Annotated in this window: 22 protein-coding genes; 13 read left to right on the top strand and 9 right to left on the bottom strand. The window is 63.7% G+C overall.

What is annotated here, in order from left to right; genetic code table 11:
* Positions 1-80 precede the first annotated feature (80 nt).
* Positions 81-341, bottom strand: coding sequence for a hypothetical protein (locus AC1DYJ_RS18255; protein WP_477285784.1), 261 nt, complete (start codon positions 339-341; stop codon positions 81-83).
* Positions 342-626: 285 nt separating this feature from the next.
* Here AC1DYJ_RS18255 and AC1DYJ_RS18250 point away from each other — a divergent pair, with 285 nt between their 5' ends.
* On the top strand, positions 627-1,013 hold the full coding sequence (locus AC1DYJ_RS18250) for an ester cyclase (RefSeq protein ID WP_477285783.1): 387 nt from the start codon (positions 627-629) through the stop codon (positions 1,011-1,013).
* On the opposite strand, the gene AC1DYJ_RS18245 is transcribed toward AC1DYJ_RS18250, so the two are convergent.
* Complete coding sequence (locus tag AC1DYJ_RS18245; protein ID WP_477285781.1) at positions 1,010-1,417, bottom strand: DUF3168 domain-containing protein; 408 nt, start codon at positions 1,415-1,417, stop codon at positions 1,010-1,012. The two genes, AC1DYJ_RS18250 and AC1DYJ_RS18245, sit on opposite strands and share 4 nt — an antisense overlap.
* A 227-nt stretch (positions 1,418-1,644) precedes the next feature.
* Between AC1DYJ_RS18245 and AC1DYJ_RS18240 the strand changes: the two genes are divergently transcribed.
* Together AC1DYJ_RS18240 and AC1DYJ_RS18235 are read left to right on the top strand one after the other, a co-directional pair.
* Positions 1,645-1,860, top strand: a complete 216-nt coding sequence (locus AC1DYJ_RS18240; RefSeq protein ID WP_477285780.1) for a hypothetical protein — start codon at positions 1,645-1,647, stop codon at positions 1,858-1,860.
* Positions 1,861-1,867: 7 nt separating this feature from the next.
* On the top strand, positions 1,868-2,059 hold the full coding sequence (locus AC1DYJ_RS18235; RefSeq protein ID WP_477285778.1) for a hypothetical protein: 192 nt from the start codon (positions 1,868-1,870) through the stop codon (positions 2,057-2,059).
* A gap of 23 nt (positions 2,060-2,082) precedes the next feature.
* On the opposite strand, the gene AC1DYJ_RS18230 is transcribed toward AC1DYJ_RS18235, so the two are convergent.
* Both AC1DYJ_RS18230 and AC1DYJ_RS18225 read right to left on the bottom strand, forming a co-directional pair.
* On the bottom strand, positions 2,083-2,349 hold the full coding sequence (locus tag AC1DYJ_RS18230) for a DUF1488 family protein (RefSeq protein WP_112564165.1): 267 nt from the start codon (positions 2,347-2,349) through the stop codon (positions 2,083-2,085).
* Positions 2,346-2,609: a hypothetical protein gene (locus AC1DYJ_RS18225; protein WP_477285776.1), complete on the bottom strand. Its 264-nt coding sequence runs from the start codon at positions 2,607-2,609 to the stop codon at positions 2,346-2,348. Before AC1DYJ_RS18225 ends, AC1DYJ_RS18230 begins: the two co-directional genes overlap by 4 nt.
* Positions 2,610-2,857: 248 nt before the next feature.
* On the opposite strand from AC1DYJ_RS18225, the gene AC1DYJ_RS18220 reads away from it, so the two are divergent.
* The 4 genes from AC1DYJ_RS18220 (at position 2,858) to AC1DYJ_RS18205 (ending at position 5,703) form a co-directional block, all read left to right on the top strand.
* Positions 2,858-3,172: a co-chaperone GroES gene (locus AC1DYJ_RS18220; RefSeq protein WP_019859661.1), complete on the top strand. Its 315-nt coding sequence runs from the start codon at positions 2,858-2,860 to the stop codon at positions 3,170-3,172.
* Between the two features lie 62 nt (positions 3,173-3,234).
* Positions 3,235-4,860: a chaperonin GroEL gene (groL, locus tag AC1DYJ_RS18215; RefSeq protein ID WP_477285773.1), complete on the top strand. Its 1,626-nt coding sequence runs from the start codon at positions 3,235-3,237 to the stop codon at positions 4,858-4,860.
* A 128-nt stretch (positions 4,861-4,988) separates the two neighbouring features.
* A complete protein-coding gene (locus AC1DYJ_RS18210; RefSeq protein WP_477285772.1) occupies positions 4,989-5,153 on the top strand; it encodes a hypothetical protein in 165 nt (54 codons plus the stop codon).
* Between the two features lie 190 nt (positions 5,154-5,343).
* Complete coding sequence (locus AC1DYJ_RS18205; RefSeq protein WP_477285770.1) at positions 5,344-5,703, top strand: SPW repeat protein; 360 nt, start codon at positions 5,344-5,346, stop codon at positions 5,701-5,703.
* An 82-nt stretch (positions 5,704-5,785) separates the two neighbouring features.
* Here AC1DYJ_RS18205 and AC1DYJ_RS18200 read toward each other — a convergent pair whose 3' ends face one another.
* Both AC1DYJ_RS18200 and AC1DYJ_RS18195 read right to left on the bottom strand, forming a co-directional pair.
* Positions 5,786-7,339 carry a trimethylamine methyltransferase family protein gene (locus tag AC1DYJ_RS18200; protein ID WP_477285768.1) on the bottom strand — a complete coding sequence of 518 codons (1,554 nt, stop codon included), beginning with the start codon at positions 7,337-7,339 and terminating at the stop codon, positions 5,786-5,788.
* A 15-nt stretch (positions 7,340-7,354) separates the two neighbouring features.
* Positions 7,355-9,763 (bottom strand): GcvT family protein, encoded by a 2,409-nt coding sequence (locus tag AC1DYJ_RS18195; protein WP_477285766.1) that lies wholly within the window; start codon positions 9,761-9,763, stop codon positions 7,355-7,357.
* A gap of 111 nt (positions 9,764-9,874) precedes the next feature.
* Between AC1DYJ_RS18195 and AC1DYJ_RS18190 the strand changes: the two genes are divergently transcribed.
* From AC1DYJ_RS18190 to AC1DYJ_RS18170, 5 genes are all read left to right on the top strand, one after another.
* Entirely contained in the window at positions 9,875-10,513 is a 639-nt protein-coding gene (locus AC1DYJ_RS18190; protein WP_477285764.1) for a TetR/AcrR family transcriptional regulator, read from the top strand.
* A gap of 154 nt (positions 10,514-10,667) precedes the next feature.
* Positions 10,668-12,827 (top strand): transglycosylase domain-containing protein, encoded by a 2,160-nt coding sequence (locus AC1DYJ_RS18185; protein ID WP_477285762.1) that lies wholly within the window; start codon positions 10,668-10,670, stop codon positions 12,825-12,827.
* An 80-nt stretch (positions 12,828-12,907) separates the two neighbouring features.
* Positions 12,908-13,492: a DUF1214 domain-containing protein gene (locus AC1DYJ_RS18180; protein ID WP_477285760.1), complete on the top strand. Its 585-nt coding sequence runs from the start codon at positions 12,908-12,910 to the stop codon at positions 13,490-13,492.
* A complete protein-coding gene (locus AC1DYJ_RS18175) occupies positions 13,485-14,033 on the top strand; it encodes a DUF1254 domain-containing protein (RefSeq protein ID WP_477285759.1) in 549 nt (182 codons plus the stop codon). Before AC1DYJ_RS18180 ends, AC1DYJ_RS18175 begins: the two co-directional genes overlap by 8 nt.
* Before the next feature lie 394 nt (positions 14,034-14,427).
* Positions 14,428-15,426, top strand: coding sequence for a hypothetical protein (locus AC1DYJ_RS18170; protein ID WP_477285757.1), 999 nt, complete (start codon positions 14,428-14,430; stop codon positions 15,424-15,426).
* Here AC1DYJ_RS18170 and AC1DYJ_RS18165 read toward each other — a convergent pair.
* The 3 genes from AC1DYJ_RS18165 to AC1DYJ_RS18155 form a co-directional block, all read right to left on the bottom strand.
* Complete coding sequence (locus AC1DYJ_RS18165) at positions 15,413-15,760, bottom strand: DUF1491 family protein (RefSeq protein ID WP_477285755.1); 348 nt, start codon at positions 15,758-15,760, stop codon at positions 15,413-15,415. The genes AC1DYJ_RS18170 and AC1DYJ_RS18165 overlap by 14 nt on opposite strands.
* A gap of 158 nt (positions 15,761-15,918) precedes the next feature.
* A complete protein-coding gene (locus AC1DYJ_RS18160; RefSeq protein ID WP_477285753.1) occupies positions 15,919-16,701 on the bottom strand; it encodes a peptidoglycan-binding domain-containing protein in 783 nt (260 codons plus the stop codon).
* Entirely contained in the window at positions 16,676-18,421 is a 1,746-nt protein-coding gene (locus AC1DYJ_RS18155) for a sensor histidine kinase (protein WP_477285933.1), read from the bottom strand. The genes AC1DYJ_RS18160 and AC1DYJ_RS18155 overlap by 26 nt, the downstream gene beginning before the upstream one ends.
* Positions 18,422-18,953: 532 nt before the next feature.
* Between AC1DYJ_RS18155 and AC1DYJ_RS18150 the strand changes: the two genes are divergently transcribed.
* Entirely contained in the window at positions 18,954-19,328 is a 375-nt protein-coding gene (locus tag AC1DYJ_RS18150) for a DUF5330 domain-containing protein (RefSeq protein ID WP_477285751.1), read from the top strand.
* Positions 19,329-19,422: the final 94 nt, after the last annotated feature.

Raw genomic sequence — 19,422 nt, 5'->3', positions numbered from 1 at the left:
GGTCAGGCCTGTTGATATCTCAGATATAGGCCGATTCCGGCGGCCTGGGAAACGAGCCCTGTAAAGGGAAGATTGGGGGGTCAGTTCGCCGGGACGACGATCTCGGAACGGCGCGGACGCTGGCCGTCCTTGCCGGGCACCAGCACGACGATGACGCAGACCTCCTGGCCGCCACGCGTCGACTGCGAGGCCTTGGCCAGTGTGCCGCCATACTGCTCGGCAACCTGCTGGCCGATCGCGTAGCAGTCGGCGGCGGCCGCCGGCGTTGCCTGCGACGCCAACACGCCGGCGATGCCAAGCGCCAGCGTCGCGATTCTGAGATGGGAGCGAAGCGTTTTCATGGTCAGCGTTGTAACGCAACTGTGCTGAACGTGAAATGAACGGTGAACGGTTGAAAATCCATCCCCGCAATCCCCCCTGCGTGCGAAACGAATGAATGCAATCATGCCGCCCGGATCCCCTCAGATCGGGTGTGCGATTCATAGCCGGAAAACCGCCAGCGCGGCTATGTTTTTTGCCAGCTGGTTCTGAAGTCGCAGGTGAATCGGGAACAGCTCAAGGCGCGACCATTCTCAGAGGCGCCCTAATTGGCGTAGGAAACGCCAAACCATCCATCGGAGTGCGCCATGACGGACAACGACCTCGCCGACCTCTACCGGGGCTACATCGCCTGCCTGAATGCCCAGGACTGGGCCAATCTCGGAAGGTTTGTCGGCGATGAAGTTCAGCACAATGGCGAAATGCTCGGCCTGTCAGGCTATCGCCGCATGCTCGAAGGCGATTTTGAGGCCATTCCCGATCTCGGTTTCAACATCGAACTCATGGTCTGCCAGCCACCGCGGGTGGCGGCGCGCCTGCATTTCGACTGTCATCCCAAGGGAATGCTGTTCGGCCTGCCGGTGAATGGCAAGCGCGTGGCGTTCGCCGAGAATGTTTTCTACGAATTCGCAGACGGTCGCATCCGCGAGGTGTGGTCGGTCATCGACAAGGCCGAAATCCAGGCGCAGATCTAGGATGCGCTCTGGGTGATCGCACGGATCCGCAGCACCCCGTGATGGAGCGCGAGGTCTTCGTCGTAGCGCGCCTCGGCGAATTCCAGCGACAGGCGGGTCTGGTCGCGCGAGCCGGTGGCGAATGCAGCGCCGTCGAGGCGCGCCCGGATGCTGTCCATGATCAGACGCGTCTCGGCCTCGCCTTGTGCCTTCGACCAGACATGCAGCGTGATCAGCTGGTCGTCATCATTGTCGGCGCCGGTGTCGAGATCGAACGCGCTGGTCCGGCCATAGGTGACATACGGAAAGGCGGCACTGTCGGCCGCCTGCTCGCGCAACCCGGCGCCGCCGAGCAGCGCCGTCAGCGAGGCGTCGCTCTTCAATCTCATGAACAAGGCTTGCAGCAAATCGCCGGGCGCTGTCATCGTCGTCTCCGTTCGCCTGTCACGTTTTGAACAAACCTCATGCCGCTATCCGTTTCGCGCGCAACCTAGCTGCGTTGCTCCGGTTTCGCCAGATGACGACCAGCCCACGCACGTTGCGAATCGGGCGGCATGGCCGTTTCACGCGCCGGTTTCTATTTGGCATGCAGGGAGTTTCAAGAAGGGTGTTATGAGAGGGCCTGTTTTCTCCGACAATTCGAGGTCATTTCATGCGAACGCCATCGCTGCTGCCGGCTTTTGGAAAGCTTGGCGTCAAGCCCGCGGTCGCGATTGCGGCAGCGCCCACTCCGTCGAAGCGCATGAATGCCATGGCTTTGCGCATGCGGGAGGTTCTTTCCGCGCATGGCGGCCTGGTCTTGAAGCTGTCGGTGCTGGTCTGGACAATCCTGATCCTGGCGGCGGCATTTTTCATGTCAAAGGCCTGACGCCGAGATGGCAAACCGCTACGCCTTGCGCATGGACGAGCCTGACAGCTGGACCATCTTCGACATCTTCACCGGCCAGCCTGTCGAGCTCAAGCAACAGGTCATGGTCGGCATGACTGTGCGCGATGCGGAAGCGATGGCCGACCGCCTGAACAGCCGGGACGTCAAGCGGCGGGCAAAAGCCGACCGCAAATCCTGATCCAGGCTGATCGCAGCCGAAAGCTAGCTGAAGTCCGCGGCGGTGAGCACATAGATGCTCTTGCGGGTGCGGGCATAAGCCTTGCTGGCAATGTCATGGATGGATCTGGACGCCGTATCGAAGGCGGCCAGATAGGTGGCTTCCGAGGTCGCCGTCCCCGATGGCGCCTTCGAGATGGCATCGGCAGCGACAGAGAAGGAGATCTGGAACATGCCGTCGTGTCCGACAAAGCGGATACGCTTGCCGGCCTCGTCATAGCTGCGGCTTGGATTGGGGAATGTCAGGCTCATGACTTGGCTCCCTTCGGTGCGGCGGCTGCCTTCTTGGCTGTCGCCCGCTTCTTCTTCGGTGTCGGGTTCAGGGCTTCCTCAACGCGGTCGGCCTCTTCCTTGGCCAGGCGCAATCCCCTCAGCCTCGCGGTCTTGATCTCCCTGGCTCTCGCCTCGGACATATAGTCGGAGGTTGCCTTGTTGCGCTCAGCCGTCTTCTTCTGCTTGTCCATGAAGCGGGCCTCAGCTTTTTCCATGATACTCTGATTGCCGTCGGCCATCGCCTAAATCTCCCTTGTGCCCGAAACCGTTGAAATGAAACTTTCCATATAAATAGTCGCTTTGGCGCAGAAATTCAATTTTTTGAATTATTTAGACGGTGTGCGAAATCTGGAAACCGGCAGGTCGCATAATACTTTTTAATATTCTGGATTGCTCGCGAATAATTTTTGGCACTCCTATCTATCGAGTGCCAACGCGCCTATAAGAGCGGTGTGGCCGCCTGTGCAGGCCCCAGAAAGAAGTTCTCATGAAGTTTCGGCCACTCCACGACCGCGTCGTCATCCGGCGCGCCGAAGGCGACACCAAATCCAAGGGCGGCATCATCATTCCCGACAATGCCAAGGAAAAGCCGCAGGAAGGCGAAGTCATCGCCGTAGGCCCCGGCGCGCGCGACGAAAACGGCGCGCTTGTTCCGCTCGATGTCAAGGCAGGCGACTTGATCCTGTTCGGCAAATGGTCGGGCACCGAGGTCAAGATCGACGGCGAGGACCTTCTGATCATGAAGGAAGCCGACATTATGGGCGTGATCGAGAAGAGCGTCGAAGCCAAGAAGGCTGCCTGATTGGCGCGCTGCGCGGTTCGCGCGGCAAAAAGTCCACTCCAAATACGAACTGGATGAAAACCATGTCTGCCAAGGAAATCAAATTCTCCACCGACGCGCGCGACCGTATGCTGCGTGGCGTCGATATCCTCACCAATGCGGTGAAGGTCACGCTCGGCCCCAAGGGCCGCAACGTCATCATCGACAAGGCCTATGGCGCGCCGCGCATCACCAAGGACGGCGTCACCGTCGCCAAGGAAATCGAGCTTGCCGACAAGTTCGAGAACATGGGCGCGCAGATGGTGCGCGAAGTGGCTTCGAAGACCAACGACCTCGCCGGTGACGGCACCACCACCGCCACGGTGCTGGCCGCCTCCATCCTGCGCGAAGGCGCCAAGCTGGTTGCCGCCGGCATGAACCCGATGGACCTCAAGCGCGGCATCGACCAGGCTGTCGCCGCCGTGGTCAAGGACATCAAGGCGAAGGCCAAGAAGGTCAAGTCGTCGGCCGAGATCGCGCAGGTCGGCACCATCGCCGCCAATGGCGACGCCACCGTCGGCGCCATGATCGCCAAGGCGATGGACAAGGTCGGCAATGACGGCGTCATCACCGTCGAGGAGGCCAAGACCGCCGACACCGAACTCGACGTCGTCGAAGGCATGCAGTTCGACCGCGGCTATCTCAGCCCCTATTTCGTCACCAATGCCGACAAGATGCGCGTCGAACTGGAAGAGCCTTACGTCCTCATCCACGAGAAGAAGCTCGGCAATCTGCAGGCGATGCTGCCGATCCTCGAAGCGGTGGTGCAGAGCGGCCGGCCGCTGCTGATCATTTCGGAAGACGTCGAAGGCGAAGCTTTGGCGACGCTGGTCGTCAACAAACTGCGCGGCGGCCTCAAGGTCGCGGCCGTCAAGGCGCCCGGCTTCGGCGACCGCCGCAAGGCGATGCTGGAAGACATCGCGGTGCTGACATCGGGCCAGATGATTTCCGAGGATCTCGGCATCAAGCTCGAAAACGTCACCATCGAGATGCTCGGCCGCGCCAAGCGCGTGCTGATCGAGAAGGACACCACCACGATCATCGACGGCGCGGGCACCAAGGCCACGATCCAGGCGCGCATCGCCCAGATCAAGGGCCAGATCGAGGAGACCACGTCCGACTATGACAAGGAGAAGCTGCAGGAGCGGCTGGCCAAGCTTGCGGGCGGCGTTGCCGTCATCCGCGTCGGCGGCGTCACCGAGTCGGAAGTGAAGGAAAAGAAGGACCGCATCGACGACGCGCTGAACGCTACGCGCGCCGCGGTCGAGGAAGGCATCGTGCCCGGCGGCGGCGTGGCTCTGCTGCGTGCAAGGTCGGCGCTTACCGGGCTGACCGGCGCCAATGACGATGTGACCGCCGGCATTTCGATCGTGCTCAGGGCACTTGAGGCGCCGATCCGCCAGATCGCCGAGAATTCCGGCGTCGAAGGCTCGATCGTGGTCGGCAAGCTCTCCGACAGCAAGGACCACAATCAGGGCTTTGACGCCCAGAACGAGGTCTATGTCGACATGATCAAGGCCGGCATTGTCGATCCGGCGAAAGTGGTGCGCACCGCACTGCAGGATGCCGGCTCGATCGCGGCACTTCTGATCACCGCCGAAGCCATGATCACCGACGTCCCGGCCAAGGATGCGGCGCCCGCGGGCGGCGGCGGCATGGGCGGTTACTGACCGACGTCTTTAGGCCCGCCCGGGAAACCGGGCGGGCGCAAACAGAACAACGGCCGCCCGGGAGATTTTCCCGGCGCGCCCAAGGATTTCCGTCAGTCAGCAGTCAGCAACGACATGGAGATCGACAGATGATCAATTTCGCCCCGAAGCCAAACGCTGTACCCGCGACCAAGCCGGCCGAGGAAAGCCGCTTCGATCGCATCCGCCGGATTGCCGCCGACAAGCACAGGCAGACCGACGCCGGCACGATACGCCGCGAACCACCGAAGACCGGCGACAAGCGGCCCATGTGAGGCGCGCGCCGCGTTCCCTCAAGAGGCTGGGGCCCCCAACCCTGTTCGGTGCGCTACGCTATGAATTCGCAGCCATCGGCCGCCCTGGTCAGGTCCTTGAAGGTCATATGAAGCGTAATTATATCAACAACTAAGCGTGCGGTGCACGCGAAACGTAGTGGTTTGGTCAAGCTTCTCTATGGAGGTTGTCATGGCCAATAAACTCATGGAAGGAAAACGCGGCCAGGATCTGATTAACCTGATCCTTGCCGTTTGCCTGTTCATCTCACCTTGGATAATCGGTTTCGCCGCTGAAACCACTGCCGCTTACAACGCCTGGATTATTGGCGTTGTGCTCGGTGCGCTGGCTGTCGCGACTCTCGCCGTATTCGCCGAGTGGGAAGAGTGGGTGAACCTTGTTCTCGGACTTTGGCTGATTGTTTCACCATGGCTGCTGGGGTTCATGGCCAACGCTGACGCGATGGCGACGCATGTGATCCTCGGCGTGCTGGTGGTCGTCGCATCGGCCTGGGCCGTCTGGGACGTTCATCACCCGCACGCGCATGCGTGATCGGTGACGACAAAGGAGGGGCCCGGCGCGTGAGCGGCGGGCTCCGCTGATCGCTGAGAGCGATGCGCCGGCCCGCACTACCTCACGAGACCGGCGCCGCACCGCCTTGTTCGGTGCGCCGCGCGATGAACTCATCGAGAACGCCTGCTGTAGCAGCCGCCGACGCCGGCGGCTGGAAGTCGGCCAGCACCCGCTTCCATATGCCGGTGGCGCGCTCGGTGGCTGACTTCGAGCCTGACTGCGTCCAGTTGCCGAAATTCGACCAGTCGGCGACCAGCGGCTCGTAGAAAGCGGTGCGGTAGCGCGCCATGGTGTGGCCGGCGGAGAAGAAATGTCCCCCCGGCTGCACTTCGGCGATGGCCTCGAAGCCGATCGCATCCTCGTCGCCGGGGGTCGCGGCACAGAGTTCGGCGACCGTCTGCAGCGCCTCGATATCGGTGATCAGCTTCTCATAGGAGACGCTGAGGCCACCTTCCAGCCAGCCCGCCGCATGGATGCAGATGGTGGCGCCCGCCAGCACCGAGCCCCACAGCGCGAACTGCGTCTCATGCGCTGCCTGCACATCCGAGATGTTGGCCGCACTGCCGCCGCCGGAGCGCCAGGGCAGGCCAGTAAAGCGCGCCAACTGGCCGGCGCCCAGCGTTGCCTTGACATGCTCCGGCGTGCCGAAGGCCGGCGCGCCCGACTTCATGTCGACATTGGACGAGAAGGAGCCGTAGACCACCGGCGCGCCCGGCCGCACCATCTGCGCCAGCGCGAGACCAGCCAGCGCCTCGGCATGCTGCAGCGTCAGTGCGCCGGCCACCGTGATCGGCGCCATGGCGCCGGCCAGGCAGAAGGGCGTGATGACAGACACCTGGCCCGCCTTGGCGAAGTCGATGATGCCTTGCGCCATCGGGATGTCGAGCTGGCGCGGCGAGTTGGTGTTGATGACGGTGTAGCAATGAGCGCCGGCAAGGAACTCGTCCTGCGAGAGCCCGCGCGCCAGCCGGATCATCTCGAACCCATCCTCGACCTGTGGCGTGCCACGCGCGAAGACAAAGGGGAACTTGTCCGACAGCGTCAGCTGCGCCCGGTTGACGGCATAGTGGCGCAAACGGTTGTCGACATCCTGCGGTTCGATGCAGGGACAAAGCATGTGCAGCACATCGAAATGCTGAATAAGCTTGGTCAGTTCCTCGAAGGCGGCGAGCGTGCCCGGACGCCGGCCGCGTTCGAGATCGGTGACGTTGGGCGCGCCGGCCCCGGCCAGGAATGTCATCGAGCCGAGCTCGAGCGTGAGGTCGCGGCTGCGGTCGCCAGCCAGTGCCTGGATGGATTTGGGCGCCGAGGCGAGTGCGGCCGTCACGATATCGCGGCCGATGCGCACCATCTGGCTGTCCTCATCGACCAGCGCCCCGGAGCGGGCGAAGATGCTCCGTGCCTCGGGCAGCAGCACCTTGATGCCGAGCTCTTCCAGCACGCGCAACGCGGTGTCGTGGATGGCGGCGACCTGGTCGTCCGAAAACACCGGTTGCGGCAGGAACGGGTTTTTGAGCGAACGATAATTCGGGTGGCGGCTTGACCCGCTGCCGGCCTCGCTGGTGTGTCCGCGCCGGCGCTCGCGCCTGGTCTCCCTTATGACATCATCGACCATGGCCACCTCTCCTCATTACCGCATTGCCTTGCCATCGGGGTCGTAGGGTGAAGCCGCGATGACACGCGCCGGCCGCTCGACGCCGACAATGTGCACTGAAAGCTCGGTCCCCTCCCCGGCGAAATCGTCGTCGACCAACGCCAGCGCGACGCTTTTACGAACCGTGTAGCCATAGCCGCCCGAGGTGACGAAGCCGACGCGCCGGCCCTTGTGCCAGACCGGCTCGAAACCGCTGGCGTCGGCGTCGAGCGCATCGATCTCCAATGTCACGAGCCGTTGCGAAGAGCCTGCTTCACGCTGCCTGAGGGCGGCGTCACGACCGATGAAATCGCCCTTGCCGAACGCGATGAAACGATCGAGGCCGGTTTGCGCGGGCGTGTAAGCCTGCGTAAATTCGCGCGACCAGATGCCAAAGCTCTTTTCCAGCCGCAATGCGTTGAGCGCATAGTAGCCAATCTCGGCAAGGCCGAGATCCGCGCCGGCGGCGAGCAAGGTTTCGCGCAAGGTGGCGTGCATGACGGCCGGGCAATTGATCTCGAAGCCGAGTTCGCCGGCGATCGACAGCCGCGCCACGCGGGCGCTCACCATGCCGATGTCGAGCTGACCGCAAGCCATGAATGGCAAGGCGCTCGCCGAGACATCCTGATGCGTGGTCCGCGCCACGATATCCCTGGCGTTCGGCCCGGTGATGAGGAAGCCGCTGACGGTGTCGGAGATGTCGGTGACGGAGACGCCTTGCGCCGCATGCGCCTCGAACCAGCGCATGTGGAATTCGCGGAGATAGTAGGAGCCCATCAGCCAGTATTCGCCGCCGCCCCAGTTGAGTACGGTGAGGTCGCCCTTCAGCCGGCCGTCCGGGCCAAGCATCGGCGCCAGCCTCGCCTGCCCCGGCTTCGGCAGTTTCGACGCCAGCAGCCGGTCGAGCCAGGCCTCCGCACCCGGCCCCGAGACGGCATAGCGCGAGAAGGCCGAGGTATCGACGAGGCCAGCGGCGCGGCGCACCTGCAGCGCCTCGTCGCCGACGATATCGAAAGCGTTGGAGCGCTTGAGCGTCGTCTCCTCACGAAAGCCGATCGGCGCGAAATAGGCGGGGATTTCCAGCCCCCAGGAGGCCGTCCATTCGCAGCCTGCCGCGCTCATGCCGTCATAGGCGCCCGGGCGCTTCAGCGGCCGGCCGGCGGGCAGCCGCTCATTGGGAAAGGTCATGACGAAGCGGCGGGCATAAAACTGGCGCGTCGTCTGCTTCAGATATTCGCGGTTGGCCGCAAAGGCGCCGTAGCGGGCGATGTCCATGCCGAAAATGTCGGCTTGCGGCTCGCCATGGATCATCCATTCAGCCAGCGATTTGCCGACGCCGCCACCCTGGCTGAAACCGGCCATGACACCGCAGGCGACCCAATAATTCTTCAGGCCGCGCACCGGGCCGACGAGCGGGTTGCCGTCGGGTGTGAAGGTGAAGGCGCCGTTGACCCATTTGCGAATGCCGGCCTGCGCCAGACAGGGAAAGCGCTCATAGGCTTTGGTGAGTTCGGGGCTGATGCGGTCGATGTCTTCCGGGATCAGCTCGATGCCGTAATCCCAAGGCGCGCCGTCCATGTTCCAGTGCTTCGGGTTCTGCTCGTAGACGCCGAGCAGCACGCCTTTGCGCTCCTGGCGGAGATAGGAGAAGCCGTCGAGATCGACGGCGAGGCCGAGCTCCTTGTCGAGCGCGGCGACTTCCGGAATGTCCTCGGTGACGAAGTAATGATGCTCCATCGGCGTCACCGGCAGCTCGACGCCGGCCATGCGGCCGACCTGCTTGGCCCACAGACCAGCGGCATTGACGACATGTTCGGCGACGATCGTGCCCTGCTCGGTCAGCACATCCCAGCCGCCATCGGGGCGCGGCTTGAGATCGAGCACCCGGTTGCGCAGGATGACATCGGCGCCGCGTTTTTTCGCCGCCCCGGCATAGGCATGGGTGGTGCCGTAAGGGTCGAGATGGCCCTCGTTGGAATCGTAGAGGCCGCCGAGCACACCGTTGACGTCGACGATCGGGCAGATTGCCTTGATCTCCTCCGGCGTCACCAGTCGGGCGGTCTCGATGCCGACCGACTGGAACACCGCCCATGCCGATTTCAGCCACTCCCAGCGCTGCGGATCACTCGCCATATTGACGCCGCCGGTCATATGCAGGCCGGCATTCTGGCCTGACTCGGCCTCGATCTCGCGATAGAGCTTGATCGTATAATCCTGCAGTGCCGCGACATTGGGATCGGCGTTGAGCGCATGGAAGCCGGCGGCAGCATGCCAGGTCGAACCGGCGGTCAGCTCGGCGCGCTCGATCAGCGCCACCTCGCTCCAGCCGAAGCGCGCCAGATGGTAGAGCACCGAGGCGCCGACCACGCCTCCGCCAATGACGACCGCCCGATAATGCGACTTCACGAGCCTCTCCCTCTCGTTGGATGTCCGCACGATACACACACTGTACACATGTGTCTAGACACTTATGTCCAGAGCTTGCGCGACGTTTCGCGCCATGCCACTTGTGGATCCATGGTGATGAATGCTCCTCAAGACGAACTGGCGCCTGGCAACATCAAGGCGACCCGCGCGGACTGGATCAATCTGGCGCTGCAGACGCTGATCTCGGACGGCATTGAGAGCGTGCGGGTGCTGACGCTCGGCCAGAAGCTCGGCGTGTCACGCTCGAGCTTCTACTGGTACTTTCAGAGCCGGCAGGACCTTCTCGACCAGTTGCTCGCCCATTGGCATGACACCAACACCAAGGCGATCATCGAGCGCGCCCAGCGCCCGGCCGCAACCATCATCATGGGCGTCATGAACGTGTTCGAATGCTGGGCCGACGAGCGCCTGTTCGATCCACGGCTCGATTTTGCTATCCGCGAATGGGCGCGCCGTTCCGACGATGTTCGTGCCGCCATCGACCAGGCTGACAACGACCGTCTTGGCGCCATCCGCGCAATGTATCGCCGGCACGGCTATGACGAGGAAGACGCCTTCATCCGCGCACGTGTGCTCTACTACATGCAGATCGGCTACTACGTGCTCGACCTCAAGGAACCGGTCGAGGCCCGGGTGAGCCACCTTGCCGCCTATCTGCGCGCCTTCACCGGCCAGGAGCCGAGCGACGCGGATGTCGCGCATTTCATGCACTTTATCGCGGCGCGCTGATATCGGCGGCAGGCGTGCGGTCAACAAACCGTGCGGTGTGGCCTGGCTGCCCTTGTGAGCCGGGCTGAAATGGACGAATAGTCTTCACCGGGTGCCCCTGCCCTGAAATTGCCCGCTTGCGGTTCTCAGGTCTTGGGTGGGGTGAGTTTCGGGAATGGCCAGTCCTTTAGAACGACGTCCAAGAAGGAGAGGTCCGATCGCCGCGGCACTGCTGGCGGTGGATGCCTGGATCGATTCCTCACTCTACGAAATCGGCTTCAAGGCCGGCCAGTTCTGGGAATCGGCAACCATTTTCTCGCGGCGCTTCCGCGTCAAAGGCTGGCGGCGCGGCATTATCGAGGTGCTGAGCGAAGGTTTCACCATGGGCGCCGGCGGCATCGTCGTGCTTCTGGCGCTGGCGATGCCGGCCTTCCAGATAACCACGGGCGACTGGCGCAGCCAGGGTGATTTCGCCGTCACCTTCCTTGATCGCTACGGCAACGAGATCGGGCAGCGCGGCATCATCCAGCGCGATTCGGTGCCGGTCGACGAGATGCCGGACCATGTCATCAAGGCGGTGCTGGCGACCGAGGACCGGCGTTTCTTCGAGCATTACGGCATCGACGTGCTTGGCCTGTCGCGGGCCATCTTCGAGAATGTGCGCGCCAATTCCGTCGTCCAGGGCGGTTCCAGCATCACCCAGCAGCTGGCCAAGAACCTGTTCCTGTCGAATGAGCGGACCTTGCAGCGCAAGATCAAGGAAGCCTTCCTGTCGCTGTGGCTGGAGGCCAATCTGTCGAAGAAGGAGATCCTGCAGCTCTATCTCGACCGCGCCTATATGGGCGGCGGCACGTTCGGCATCGAGGCGGCGGCGGATTTCTATTTCGGCAAAAGCGTCAAGGATTTGAACCTCGCCGAGGCGGCGATGCTGGCCGGCCTGTTCAAGGCGCCGACCAAATACGCGCCGCACATCAACCTGCCGGCCGCGCGCGCTCGCGCCAATGTGGTGCTGTCCAACCTCGTCGATTCCGGCTTCATGACCGAAGGCCAGGTGCTACAGGCAAGGCTGCATCCGGCCGAGATCGTCGACCGCGGCGAGCAGAAGAGCCCGGATTATTTCCTCGACTGGGCCTTCGACGAGGTCAAGAAGATCGCCAAGCCCGGCCAGCATTCGCTAGTTGCCCACACCACCTTCGACGCCAACATCCAGAAGGCGGCGGAAGAATCCGTCGAATTCCACCTCCGCCAGTTCGGCAAGGAATACAACGTCACCGAAGGCGCCGTGGTGGTGATCGAGACCAATGGCGCGGTGCGCGCCATCGTCGGCGGCCGCGACTATGGCGCCAGCCAATTCAACCGCGCCACCAAGGCGCTGCGCCAGACCGGTTCGTCCTTCAAACCTTACGTCTACGCCACCGCGATGGAGCATGGCTTCACGCCCGACTCCGTCGTCTCAGGCGGGCCGATCAGCTGGGGCGGCTGGTCGCCGCACAATTACAATGGCGGCTCGGCCGGCAATGTGACCCTGATCACGGCGATCGCCAAATCGATCAACACCGTGCCGGTGCGGCTGGCCAAGGACTATCTCGGCATCGGCCCGATCAAGGCGATGGCGGAATCATTCGGTGTGGAATCGCCGCTGGAATCGCACAAGACCATGGTGCTCGGCACGTCGGGCATGACGGTGATGGACCAGGCGACGGGCTACAGCGTGTTCGCACAGGACGGCTTCGCCGGATCGCGGCACGGCATCACCCAGCTCGTCACCCGCACCGGTGATGTGGTCTACGACTGGGCCAAGGATGCGCCGGCGCCGCACCGCGTCTTGTCGGAACAGGCGCTGAAATACATGAACACCATGCTGGCAGCGGTGCCAGCCATCGGCACGGCGCGGCGCGCGCAGCTGCCCAACATCGTCGTTGCCGGCAAGACAGGCACCACGCAATCCTACCGCGACGCCTGGTTCGTCGGCTTCACCGGCAACTACACGGCTGCCGTCTGGCTCGGCAATGACGACTTCACCCCGACCCGCAACATGACCGGCGGCACGCTGCCGGCGATGGTGTGGCAGCGGCTGATGGTCTACGCGCACCAGAACATCGACCTGAAGCCGATCCCCGGCCTCGACAAGCCCTATGTCGACGAAGAGATCGCCGCCAAGGCCGAGGAGGCGGAGAAGAAAAATGCCGACCAGGCGGCAGCGGATGCCGCCGCCGAGCGTCCGCCGGTGCTGTCCAGCCGCACGACGCAGACGCTGCGCGATATGACCAAGGTGTTCCAGACAGCACCCGTGCTCAGCGCACCATCGGCGCCGGAGACCCTGTCGGCGCTCTGATCCGCCATTCCACAGCCCCGCTTGCTCTACGGCCTGCCCCGCTATATCCCCGAACGACAATTCTCTCGTCCCGGTTCTTCATGCTCAAGACGGCCTTTTTCACGCTGCTTTCGCTTGCCATTGCCATCGGCGGCGGCAGCGGCAGCGTTTGGTATGCGCTGCAGGCGCAGAGCGGCGTCGGCGCAATCAGCATCGGCCAATGGACCGCCTTCCCCGAGATCGGCACGCAAAATGCCGACCCCTATTCCAAGGCGCGCGTGGCGCGCGAGGGCGTGCTGGCGCTCGGCAAGGCGGAAGGCTTGTCCTTCATCGCCGAACGCGACGCGGCCGGCGATGAGCTTCAGCGGCAATGCGACTACAGGATCGAAGGCAGTTTTCCCACCGCCCGGTTCTGGACGCTTTATGCCGCCGACCAGTCGCTCGGCGTCGTCGACACCGGCAAGCCGCGGCTGGCGGCGCTGCAATCCTACCAGGTGCTGCGCCAGCCCGACAATTCGGTGGTCATTGCCGTCGGCAATCGCCCAGCGCCCGGCAACTGGCTTTTGACCGAAGGCTTTGGCCGGATGTATTTCGTGCTCACCTTCTACGACACGCCGATCGCCTCGAGCACCGGCCTTTCCGACGTGACGCTGCCCCGCATCGTCAAGGCGGGCTGCAATGCGTAGGCTGCTGCACGCCATCCTGCTCGGCCTGCTCGGCGCCGGCATCGTCCACATCGTGGTGCTTTTGCTGGTGCCGGAGTTTACCGAGCGCGACGCCTGGTCACGGCTGGCGATGGCGTCCGACCTCTACAAGATGACCAGGCTAGACGCCGAGGCCGGCGGCGCGCCGGTGGTGAAGTCGGTCGATCCGCTGTTTTACGCCGCCGCCTGCCGTTTCGACCTTGCCGAAGGCATGGTGCGCATCAAGGCGCCGGGCAGCGTGCCGTTCTGGTCGGTGTCGGTCTATGACCGCAATGGCCACAATTTCTATTCCTTCAACGACCACACGGCGACCGACAGCAAGCTCGACACCGTGGTGCTGACGCCGGCGCAGATGATCGATGTGCGCCGGGAGCTGCCGGAGGATCTGCAAGGGGCGATCTTCGTCGAAGCGCCGATCGAGGAAGGCATCTTCGTCATCCGCGCCTTCGTACCGGATGACAGCTGGAAGCCGGTTGTGTCGCAGTTTCTGGACCAGAGCTCCTGCGAGTTGCAGGACTACTGATTTTAGCTGGCAAGCAGCGTCTCAGTGGTGCGGAACAGGCGGTGTGCCTGGCTTGTCCGAACCGGCCGGTCTTGCCTCGCCCGCCAATGGCGGTTGCTCGTAGCGGACGCCGGGGAAAATGATCACCGCCGCCGGCGTGCCGGTGCTCTGAACTGCTCGATTGACTGGTGCCGGTCGCGGCACAAAAGACAGTACCATGCCCATGGTTCGCGTATTCCTCTCGGTTGCCCCGGAGCACAACGCAACGCCTCCAAATGTGATTAAGGCAGGCAGAGGGTTAACGGAGCGCTAACGGATCGCCGCTAATTTGATGTTTGTTCCAGGCCTCACGCGAAACCGACACAGTTGCGGTTGAGCATGGCCCAGGTCGTGTCGAGTATCGGGCGTATCTTCCGTGTCAGCTTCGGATTTCAGGCAAATCGCTATACGGACAGAATCGGGAAAAGCCGAAAGGCTGTTTCGCGCCGCGGTGTCGGCGTTCTGCTCGCTGACCCGCCCGTCGCGCCGCGAGATCGCGCAGCTCGAGGATCTGACACTGCCGCTGTTCGACAGCGTGTCGGTCGAATCGCGCCGCTATGTCGCCGCTGCCCTCTCCGAATGCGAATATGCGCCGGCTGCCCTGGTGCGGCGGCTTTGCGAGGAGCCGGTCGACGTCTGTGCGCCCTTGATTGTCCGTTCCCGCGCGCTGAGCGATATCGACCTGATTGCGCTGATCGGCCGCCACGGCCTGCCGCATGCGCGCGCCATTGCCCGCCGCAAGGATTTGAACCCGACCATCGCGCAGTTGATCAAGGCGCTGGAAAAGCCGACGCTGGTTCGGGTGCGACAGCCCGAGCCGATCGCCCAAGTGGCGGGCGAGAGCGCCGAATCCGCTGCCGCCGCTCCCAGCCCGCCAAGACTGCCGGGCAGTGCTGCCGAAAGCGCCAGGCGCCGGCTGCGCTCGATGATGCTCGCCGAGGGCGAGGCGACATCTGTCAATCCCTTCGTCGGCTCAGCAACCTACGGCAAGCTGCGCGAGACGGCGCTGACCGGCAATGCCGCTTTCTTCCAGACTGCGCTTGCCGACGCGCTCGACATCGACTTTTCGACGGCGCGCGCGCTGACCGAGCAGTCGAGCTACGTCTCGCTGCTCGCCGCCTTGCGGGCGCTCGACCTCAGCGAGGACAGGGCATTCCTGATCACGGTCGCCGTCTACCCCAGGGAATTCCCGCACCCGCAGGCGATCCGCATTTTCCTCGACCGCTACCGGCTGCTGCACCACGAGGCGGCCCTCGAAAAGCTCCGCGGCTGGAAGGCCGAAACACTGTCGCGATCGGTGCGCAGCAATGCACCCGCCGCCGCGAACGCCGACCAGGCGCCGGATGGCGAAAAGGCAAGCCTCAAGGCATCTTGACTAGGAGAAGCTCCTCGACGGGGACCGATCCGGCCTCGATCTCGACCACCCAGATATCGGGATCGAATTTTTTCTCCCGCTCCAGCCTGGCATCCAGCACGGCTGCATCGTCGCCGACGCCGAGCAGCGTAAAAAACCGGTCATCCGGTTTGGCCGAATCGTAGCTGGTCTGCGGCGCCGGGCCGAACAAGGAAACGTCCCCGAGCCGGCCGCGCGACAGCACGAAGACCGCGCCGGCCTCGGTCGCGCCGCGCTTGACGATGGCCGCAAAGCCACCAGCGCCGAACACACGGCGCAGCAGGGCCGAGACCCAAAAGTCGGTGGTTACGCGCATGGCAGGGTTCCGGACGACATGCGCAGCGTCTTAGAGTAATTCCAGGAAAAGTGTGAGTGGTTTTCCCGGGAAAAGCGCGTAGCGCTTTCCCTTGGGAATTGCGTAGAAACAAAGAGATAGAGCATTTTCGCCCATTCGCGAGCGGTCGCTTCGACCCGTCAGTTGGTCAGGCCGATCTCGCGCATCTTGACGTAGACGACCTCGTCGGGCTCGCCGGTCTGCGGCAGGCCGAACAGCGACTGGAATTCCTTGATCGCGGCCTTGGTGCGGGCGCCGACGACGCCGTCGAGCTGCATGTCGTCATTGCCGAATGCCTTCAACCCGGCCTGGATCTTGACGATGCGGGGATCGGACGCCTGGGCGGATGCCGGTGCTGAGACCGGGATTGGCGCGGGGGCAGCCGCGGGCGCGGCAGCGGGAGCAGCGGCCATATCCACGGGCCGTGGCGCCGGATGCGGGATCCCGGCCGTCGTCTGCTTGGCGCCGAGCTGGTCGAGCAGGACGGCGTCGATCTCGCCGGATGCCGGCAAACCGACCTTCTGCTGGTAGGCCTGGATGGCCTTGTGGGTATTCGGCCCGGAAATGCCGTCGACGGTGCCTGTGTAGAAATCGAGGTCCTTGAGGATGCCTTGCACCTGCTCGACCGTCGGGTCGCTCTTGGCCGTGCCAGGCCGCAGGATGTTGATGGTGGTTTCGGGCTCGTCCGCACCGGGGTGCGGAAAGCCCTCGATGCTGCGGGTGGCGAAGAAGGCGCCGGCATGCGGAAACGGCTGGTACCACAGCGCGTTGGCGGAAACGTAGAACAGCGTCACCAGAAAGGCTGTCGAGCCGCCGACCAGGACCGGATTGCGCGAGATTGCGCCGCCGAGCGCAATCGCGCCGGCCTCGAAAGCGCTGCTGCGGCGCTTGACCGCCTTAGGCTGTTTTGCGGAGCGAGCCATTCCTGTCCCCTTTCGCGTCGCCCTTCGTCCTCGTCACGGGCATCGGCAGCACGCCGTTCCTGTCGGTCGCGCGCTTCATCGGCCCGTTCACCGGCAGGCCGATCGTGACCGTCGTCCCCTCGCCCGGCTTGCTCTCGATCGACATCGTGCCGTCGTGCAGGGCCACCAGGCCCTTGACCAGCGACAGGCCGAGCCCGGTGCCCTCGAAGCGGCGCGTATAGTCATTCTGGATCTGCATGAACGGCTTGCCGAGATTGGCGAAATCCTCTTCGGCGATGCCGATGCCGGTATCCCTGACCCAGAAATGCAGTCGCGAGCCGATTCGCTTGGCGCCAACGACGACATCGCCGCCATCCGGCGTGAACTTGACCGCGTTGGAGACGAGGTTGATCAGGATTTGCTGCACGGCGCGGCGGTCGGCATTGATCTCGCCGGCGTCGGGCGCAATCTGCGCCTGGAGGTCGATGTTCTTGGCATTGGCCTGCAGCTGCATCATCGACTGGCACATCTCGACCGCTTCGATGAAGCGGAACGGTTCAGGCTCGGTCGCGTAGGCGCCGGCCTCGATCCTCGACACGTCCAGGATCGAGGTGACCACGGCAAGCAGATGCTGGCCGGAATCCCTGACCAGGCCGACATATTCCTTCTGGCGCGGATCCTTGAAGCCGCCGAACATCTCGTGCAGCAGCATGTCGGAGAACCCGATGATGGCGTTGAGCGGCGTGCGAAGCTCGTGGCTGACCACGGCCAGGAAGCGGCCTTTCGCCACCTCGGCCGACGCTGCCGCCTCATTGGCGGCGGCAAGCTCGTCGCGCAGTTCGGCGACCTCGTCATTCTCGCGCAGCAGCAGGGTGAAGGTCTCCTGCTGCTCTTCGGCCCGAACCAGTTCGAGCTGGAATGGCCGGTAATTGTCGGCCATCGGAGCATTGCCGTCCTGGGGCAGCCTTACCCTGAGATCGAGCCGCCGCGACAGGGCGCCGTCGCGCAGGTCGGCAAGCGCGCTCAGATAAGCAACGCGATCGGACAGATGGATGCGGTCGAACAGCCCGGCGCCGAAAAGCAGTTCCGGCGGCAGCTTCAGGATGGTGCGCGCCTTGGCCGATGCATCCAGGACTTCGCCATGCCGGGCGATATGCAGGACAACGGCATCGATCACGTCTTCGAGGCGGTCGCTTGGCAGGAGCGCAGGCTGCGCATGCGCGGCCTCGCCAAGGGCTGCAAGCCGAGGAGCCAGCGTCAGTCCCCAGGCCAGCGGCAGCAGCCAGTGCCACGCCGCGACTTGCACCGCACCGAGCGGGACGACAGAACCGACGAAGGGCTGCAGCAGCACTGCGGCAAGGGCGGCGATGCCGCCCCAAAATGCCGCGCGCCTTGAACCGCCGATCCACCAGGCCTCGAATGGCAGCGTCAGGGCCAGCAACGCAACCGGCGACGCCAGGCCGCCCGCTGCCGCGATGACGCCGGCAAGGGCAAGACCGCCGGCGGCAAGCGCGACCTGGGCGGCCAACGCCATCTTGCCCGACGCCGCCACCAGCAAGGCGGCGAACCAGCAAAGACCGAAGGCGGCGAAGATTGTTGCGACGGTGACGGCGGCGCCCATGCCCGAGGTGACCAGTGTTACCGCAGCACCCGCGGCAAAGAACGGAGCGGCAAGCATGATGCCGATGAAGCGGCGCTGGCGCAGACGGCCGTCCCGGCCGACGATGGCCGGATGGACCATGCGTTCGCAACCGGCCGCCAGCGCGCCAGGCAGTTCAATATATCTGGCCGTCATCAAACTCAACGCACTCGCACCCGGTCGTGACTGCCCCTGCTTTGCAGGTGGCTCTTGTTGATTTGAAACTCGCATCCAGCGTTTAAGGAATGAATAAGGCTGACCGGAGCAACGAGCGCCCTGCGGCAAAAATTGCCGCACCGGCGCCGGAATGCGCCGTCATTTGCGGCCATAGTAAACGGAGCGTTATGGGCAAAGCGCGTGCCTGCGGCGGCACAATTCTGAGCCGACATGCCTAGGCATTTGGATATATCCATGCAGAACAATCGCTTAGATGGTTACTGCGAGGTGAAGAAAATCGCCGGTGTTTGAGGCCAATGCACTACAAAACGCTTCGTTTCGAATTTGCGTAAAATTTGAGGAAAATTTTCGCTGAGCAAGCAAGTCGTCCTTTGCGCCTCATGTGTCATTGTCGCTGAGATAAAAGAGGTCATGGCGCATGGACGCATGATCCGGTCATGGACGAGAGGGCAATTCGATGGGCTTTCTTATAAGAATGGCGTTCTGGTTTTCGCTGGTGCTGCTGGCGCTGCCGCTGGGCGTCGGCACCGACGAGAACGGCCACGAGAGCGTCGGGCCGATCCAGGCACTGTTTGCAGCGCGCGAGGCGGTCGGCGACATCGCCGGCATTTGCGAGCGCAAGCCAGATGTCTGCGAGACCGGCAAGTCGGCGATGCATACGATCACCGCCCGGGCCAGGGAAACCGCCAAGATCGCCGCCGCCATGCTGGACGACAAGGGCAGCGAGCCCGACACCTCGCCCGATACCTCATTGGCCACCGGCAGCGTCGCCGAGGACGTTGTCCTGCCGGCGACAGTCAACATCCCTGCCAAGTTGGTGGCGAAGAACTAACACCGTTTCCGCTGTCTCTACAGCGACACCGCAGGCCGGTCGGACCTCTCGGCGCCTGCGGTGCTTTTCTTCTTTTTCCGTGACGCCGCAGCCG

The sequence above is a fragment of the Mesorhizobium sp. P2_B11 genome (assembly GCF_056404855.1).
Note: the sequence above shows the minus strand (reverse complement) of the source record. Positions and strands in the feature narration are given on the sequence as shown.

What these genes read in the sequence shown, in the direction of transcription:
- AC1DYJ_RS18255 (WP_477285784.1), bottom strand. Translation starts at nt 341, where the DNA reads ATGAAAACGCTTCGCTCCCATCTCAGAATCGCGACGCTGGCGCTTGGC.
- AC1DYJ_RS18250 (WP_477285783.1), top strand. Translation starts at nt 627, where the DNA reads ATGACGGACAACGACCTCGCCGACCTCTACCGGGGCTACATCGCCTGC.
- AC1DYJ_RS18245 (WP_477285781.1), bottom strand. Translation starts at nt 1,417, where the DNA reads ATGACAGCGCCCGGCGATTTGCTGCAAGCCTTGTTCATGAGATTGAAG.
- AC1DYJ_RS18240 (WP_477285780.1), top strand. Translation starts at nt 1,645, where the DNA reads ATGCGAACGCCATCGCTGCTGCCGGCTTTTGGAAAGCTTGGCGTCAAG.
- AC1DYJ_RS18235 (WP_477285778.1), top strand. Translation starts at nt 1,868, where the DNA reads ATGGCAAACCGCTACGCCTTGCGCATGGACGAGCCTGACAGCTGGACC.
- AC1DYJ_RS18230 (WP_112564165.1), bottom strand. Translation starts at nt 2,349, where the DNA reads ATGAGCCTGACATTCCCCAATCCAAGCCGCAGCTATGACGAGGCCGGC.
- AC1DYJ_RS18225 (WP_477285776.1), bottom strand. Translation starts at nt 2,609, where the DNA reads ATGGCCGACGGCAATCAGAGTATCATGGAAAAAGCTGAGGCCCGCTTC.
- AC1DYJ_RS18220 (WP_019859661.1), top strand. Translation starts at nt 2,858, where the DNA reads ATGAAGTTTCGGCCACTCCACGACCGCGTCGTCATCCGGCGCGCCGAA.
- groL (WP_477285773.1), top strand. Translation starts at nt 3,235, where the DNA reads ATGTCTGCCAAGGAAATCAAATTCTCCACCGACGCGCGCGACCGTATG.
- AC1DYJ_RS18210 (WP_477285772.1), top strand. Translation starts at nt 4,989, where the DNA reads ATGATCAATTTCGCCCCGAAGCCAAACGCTGTACCCGCGACCAAGCCG.
- AC1DYJ_RS18205 (WP_477285770.1), top strand. Translation starts at nt 5,344, where the DNA reads ATGGCCAATAAACTCATGGAAGGAAAACGCGGCCAGGATCTGATTAAC.
- AC1DYJ_RS18200 (WP_477285768.1), bottom strand. Translation starts at nt 7,339, where the DNA reads ATGGTCGATGATGTCATAAGGGAGACCAGGCGCGAGCGCCGGCGCGGA.
- AC1DYJ_RS18190 (WP_477285764.1), top strand. Translation starts at nt 9,875, where the DNA reads ATGGTGATGAATGCTCCTCAAGACGAACTGGCGCCTGGCAACATCAAG.
- AC1DYJ_RS18185 (WP_477285762.1), top strand. Translation starts at nt 10,668, where the DNA reads ATGGCCAGTCCTTTAGAACGACGTCCAAGAAGGAGAGGTCCGATCGCC.
- AC1DYJ_RS18180 (WP_477285760.1), top strand. Translation starts at nt 12,908, where the DNA reads ATGCTCAAGACGGCCTTTTTCACGCTGCTTTCGCTTGCCATTGCCATC.
- AC1DYJ_RS18175 (WP_477285759.1), top strand. Translation starts at nt 13,485, where the DNA reads ATGCGTAGGCTGCTGCACGCCATCCTGCTCGGCCTGCTCGGCGCCGGC.
- AC1DYJ_RS18165 (WP_477285755.1), bottom strand. Translation starts at nt 15,760, where the DNA reads ATGCGCGTAACCACCGACTTTTGGGTCTCGGCCCTGCTGCGCCGTGTG.
- AC1DYJ_RS18160 (WP_477285753.1), bottom strand. Translation starts at nt 16,701, where the DNA reads ATGGCTCGCTCCGCAAAACAGCCTAAGGCGGTCAAGCGCCGCAGCAGC.
- AC1DYJ_RS18155 (WP_477285933.1), bottom strand. Translation starts at nt 18,421, where the DNA reads ATGGTCCATCCGGCCATCGTCGGCCGGGACGGCCGTCTGCGCCAGCGC.
- AC1DYJ_RS18150 (WP_477285751.1), top strand. Translation starts at nt 18,954, where the DNA reads ATGGGCTTTCTTATAAGAATGGCGTTCTGGTTTTCGCTGGTGCTGCTG.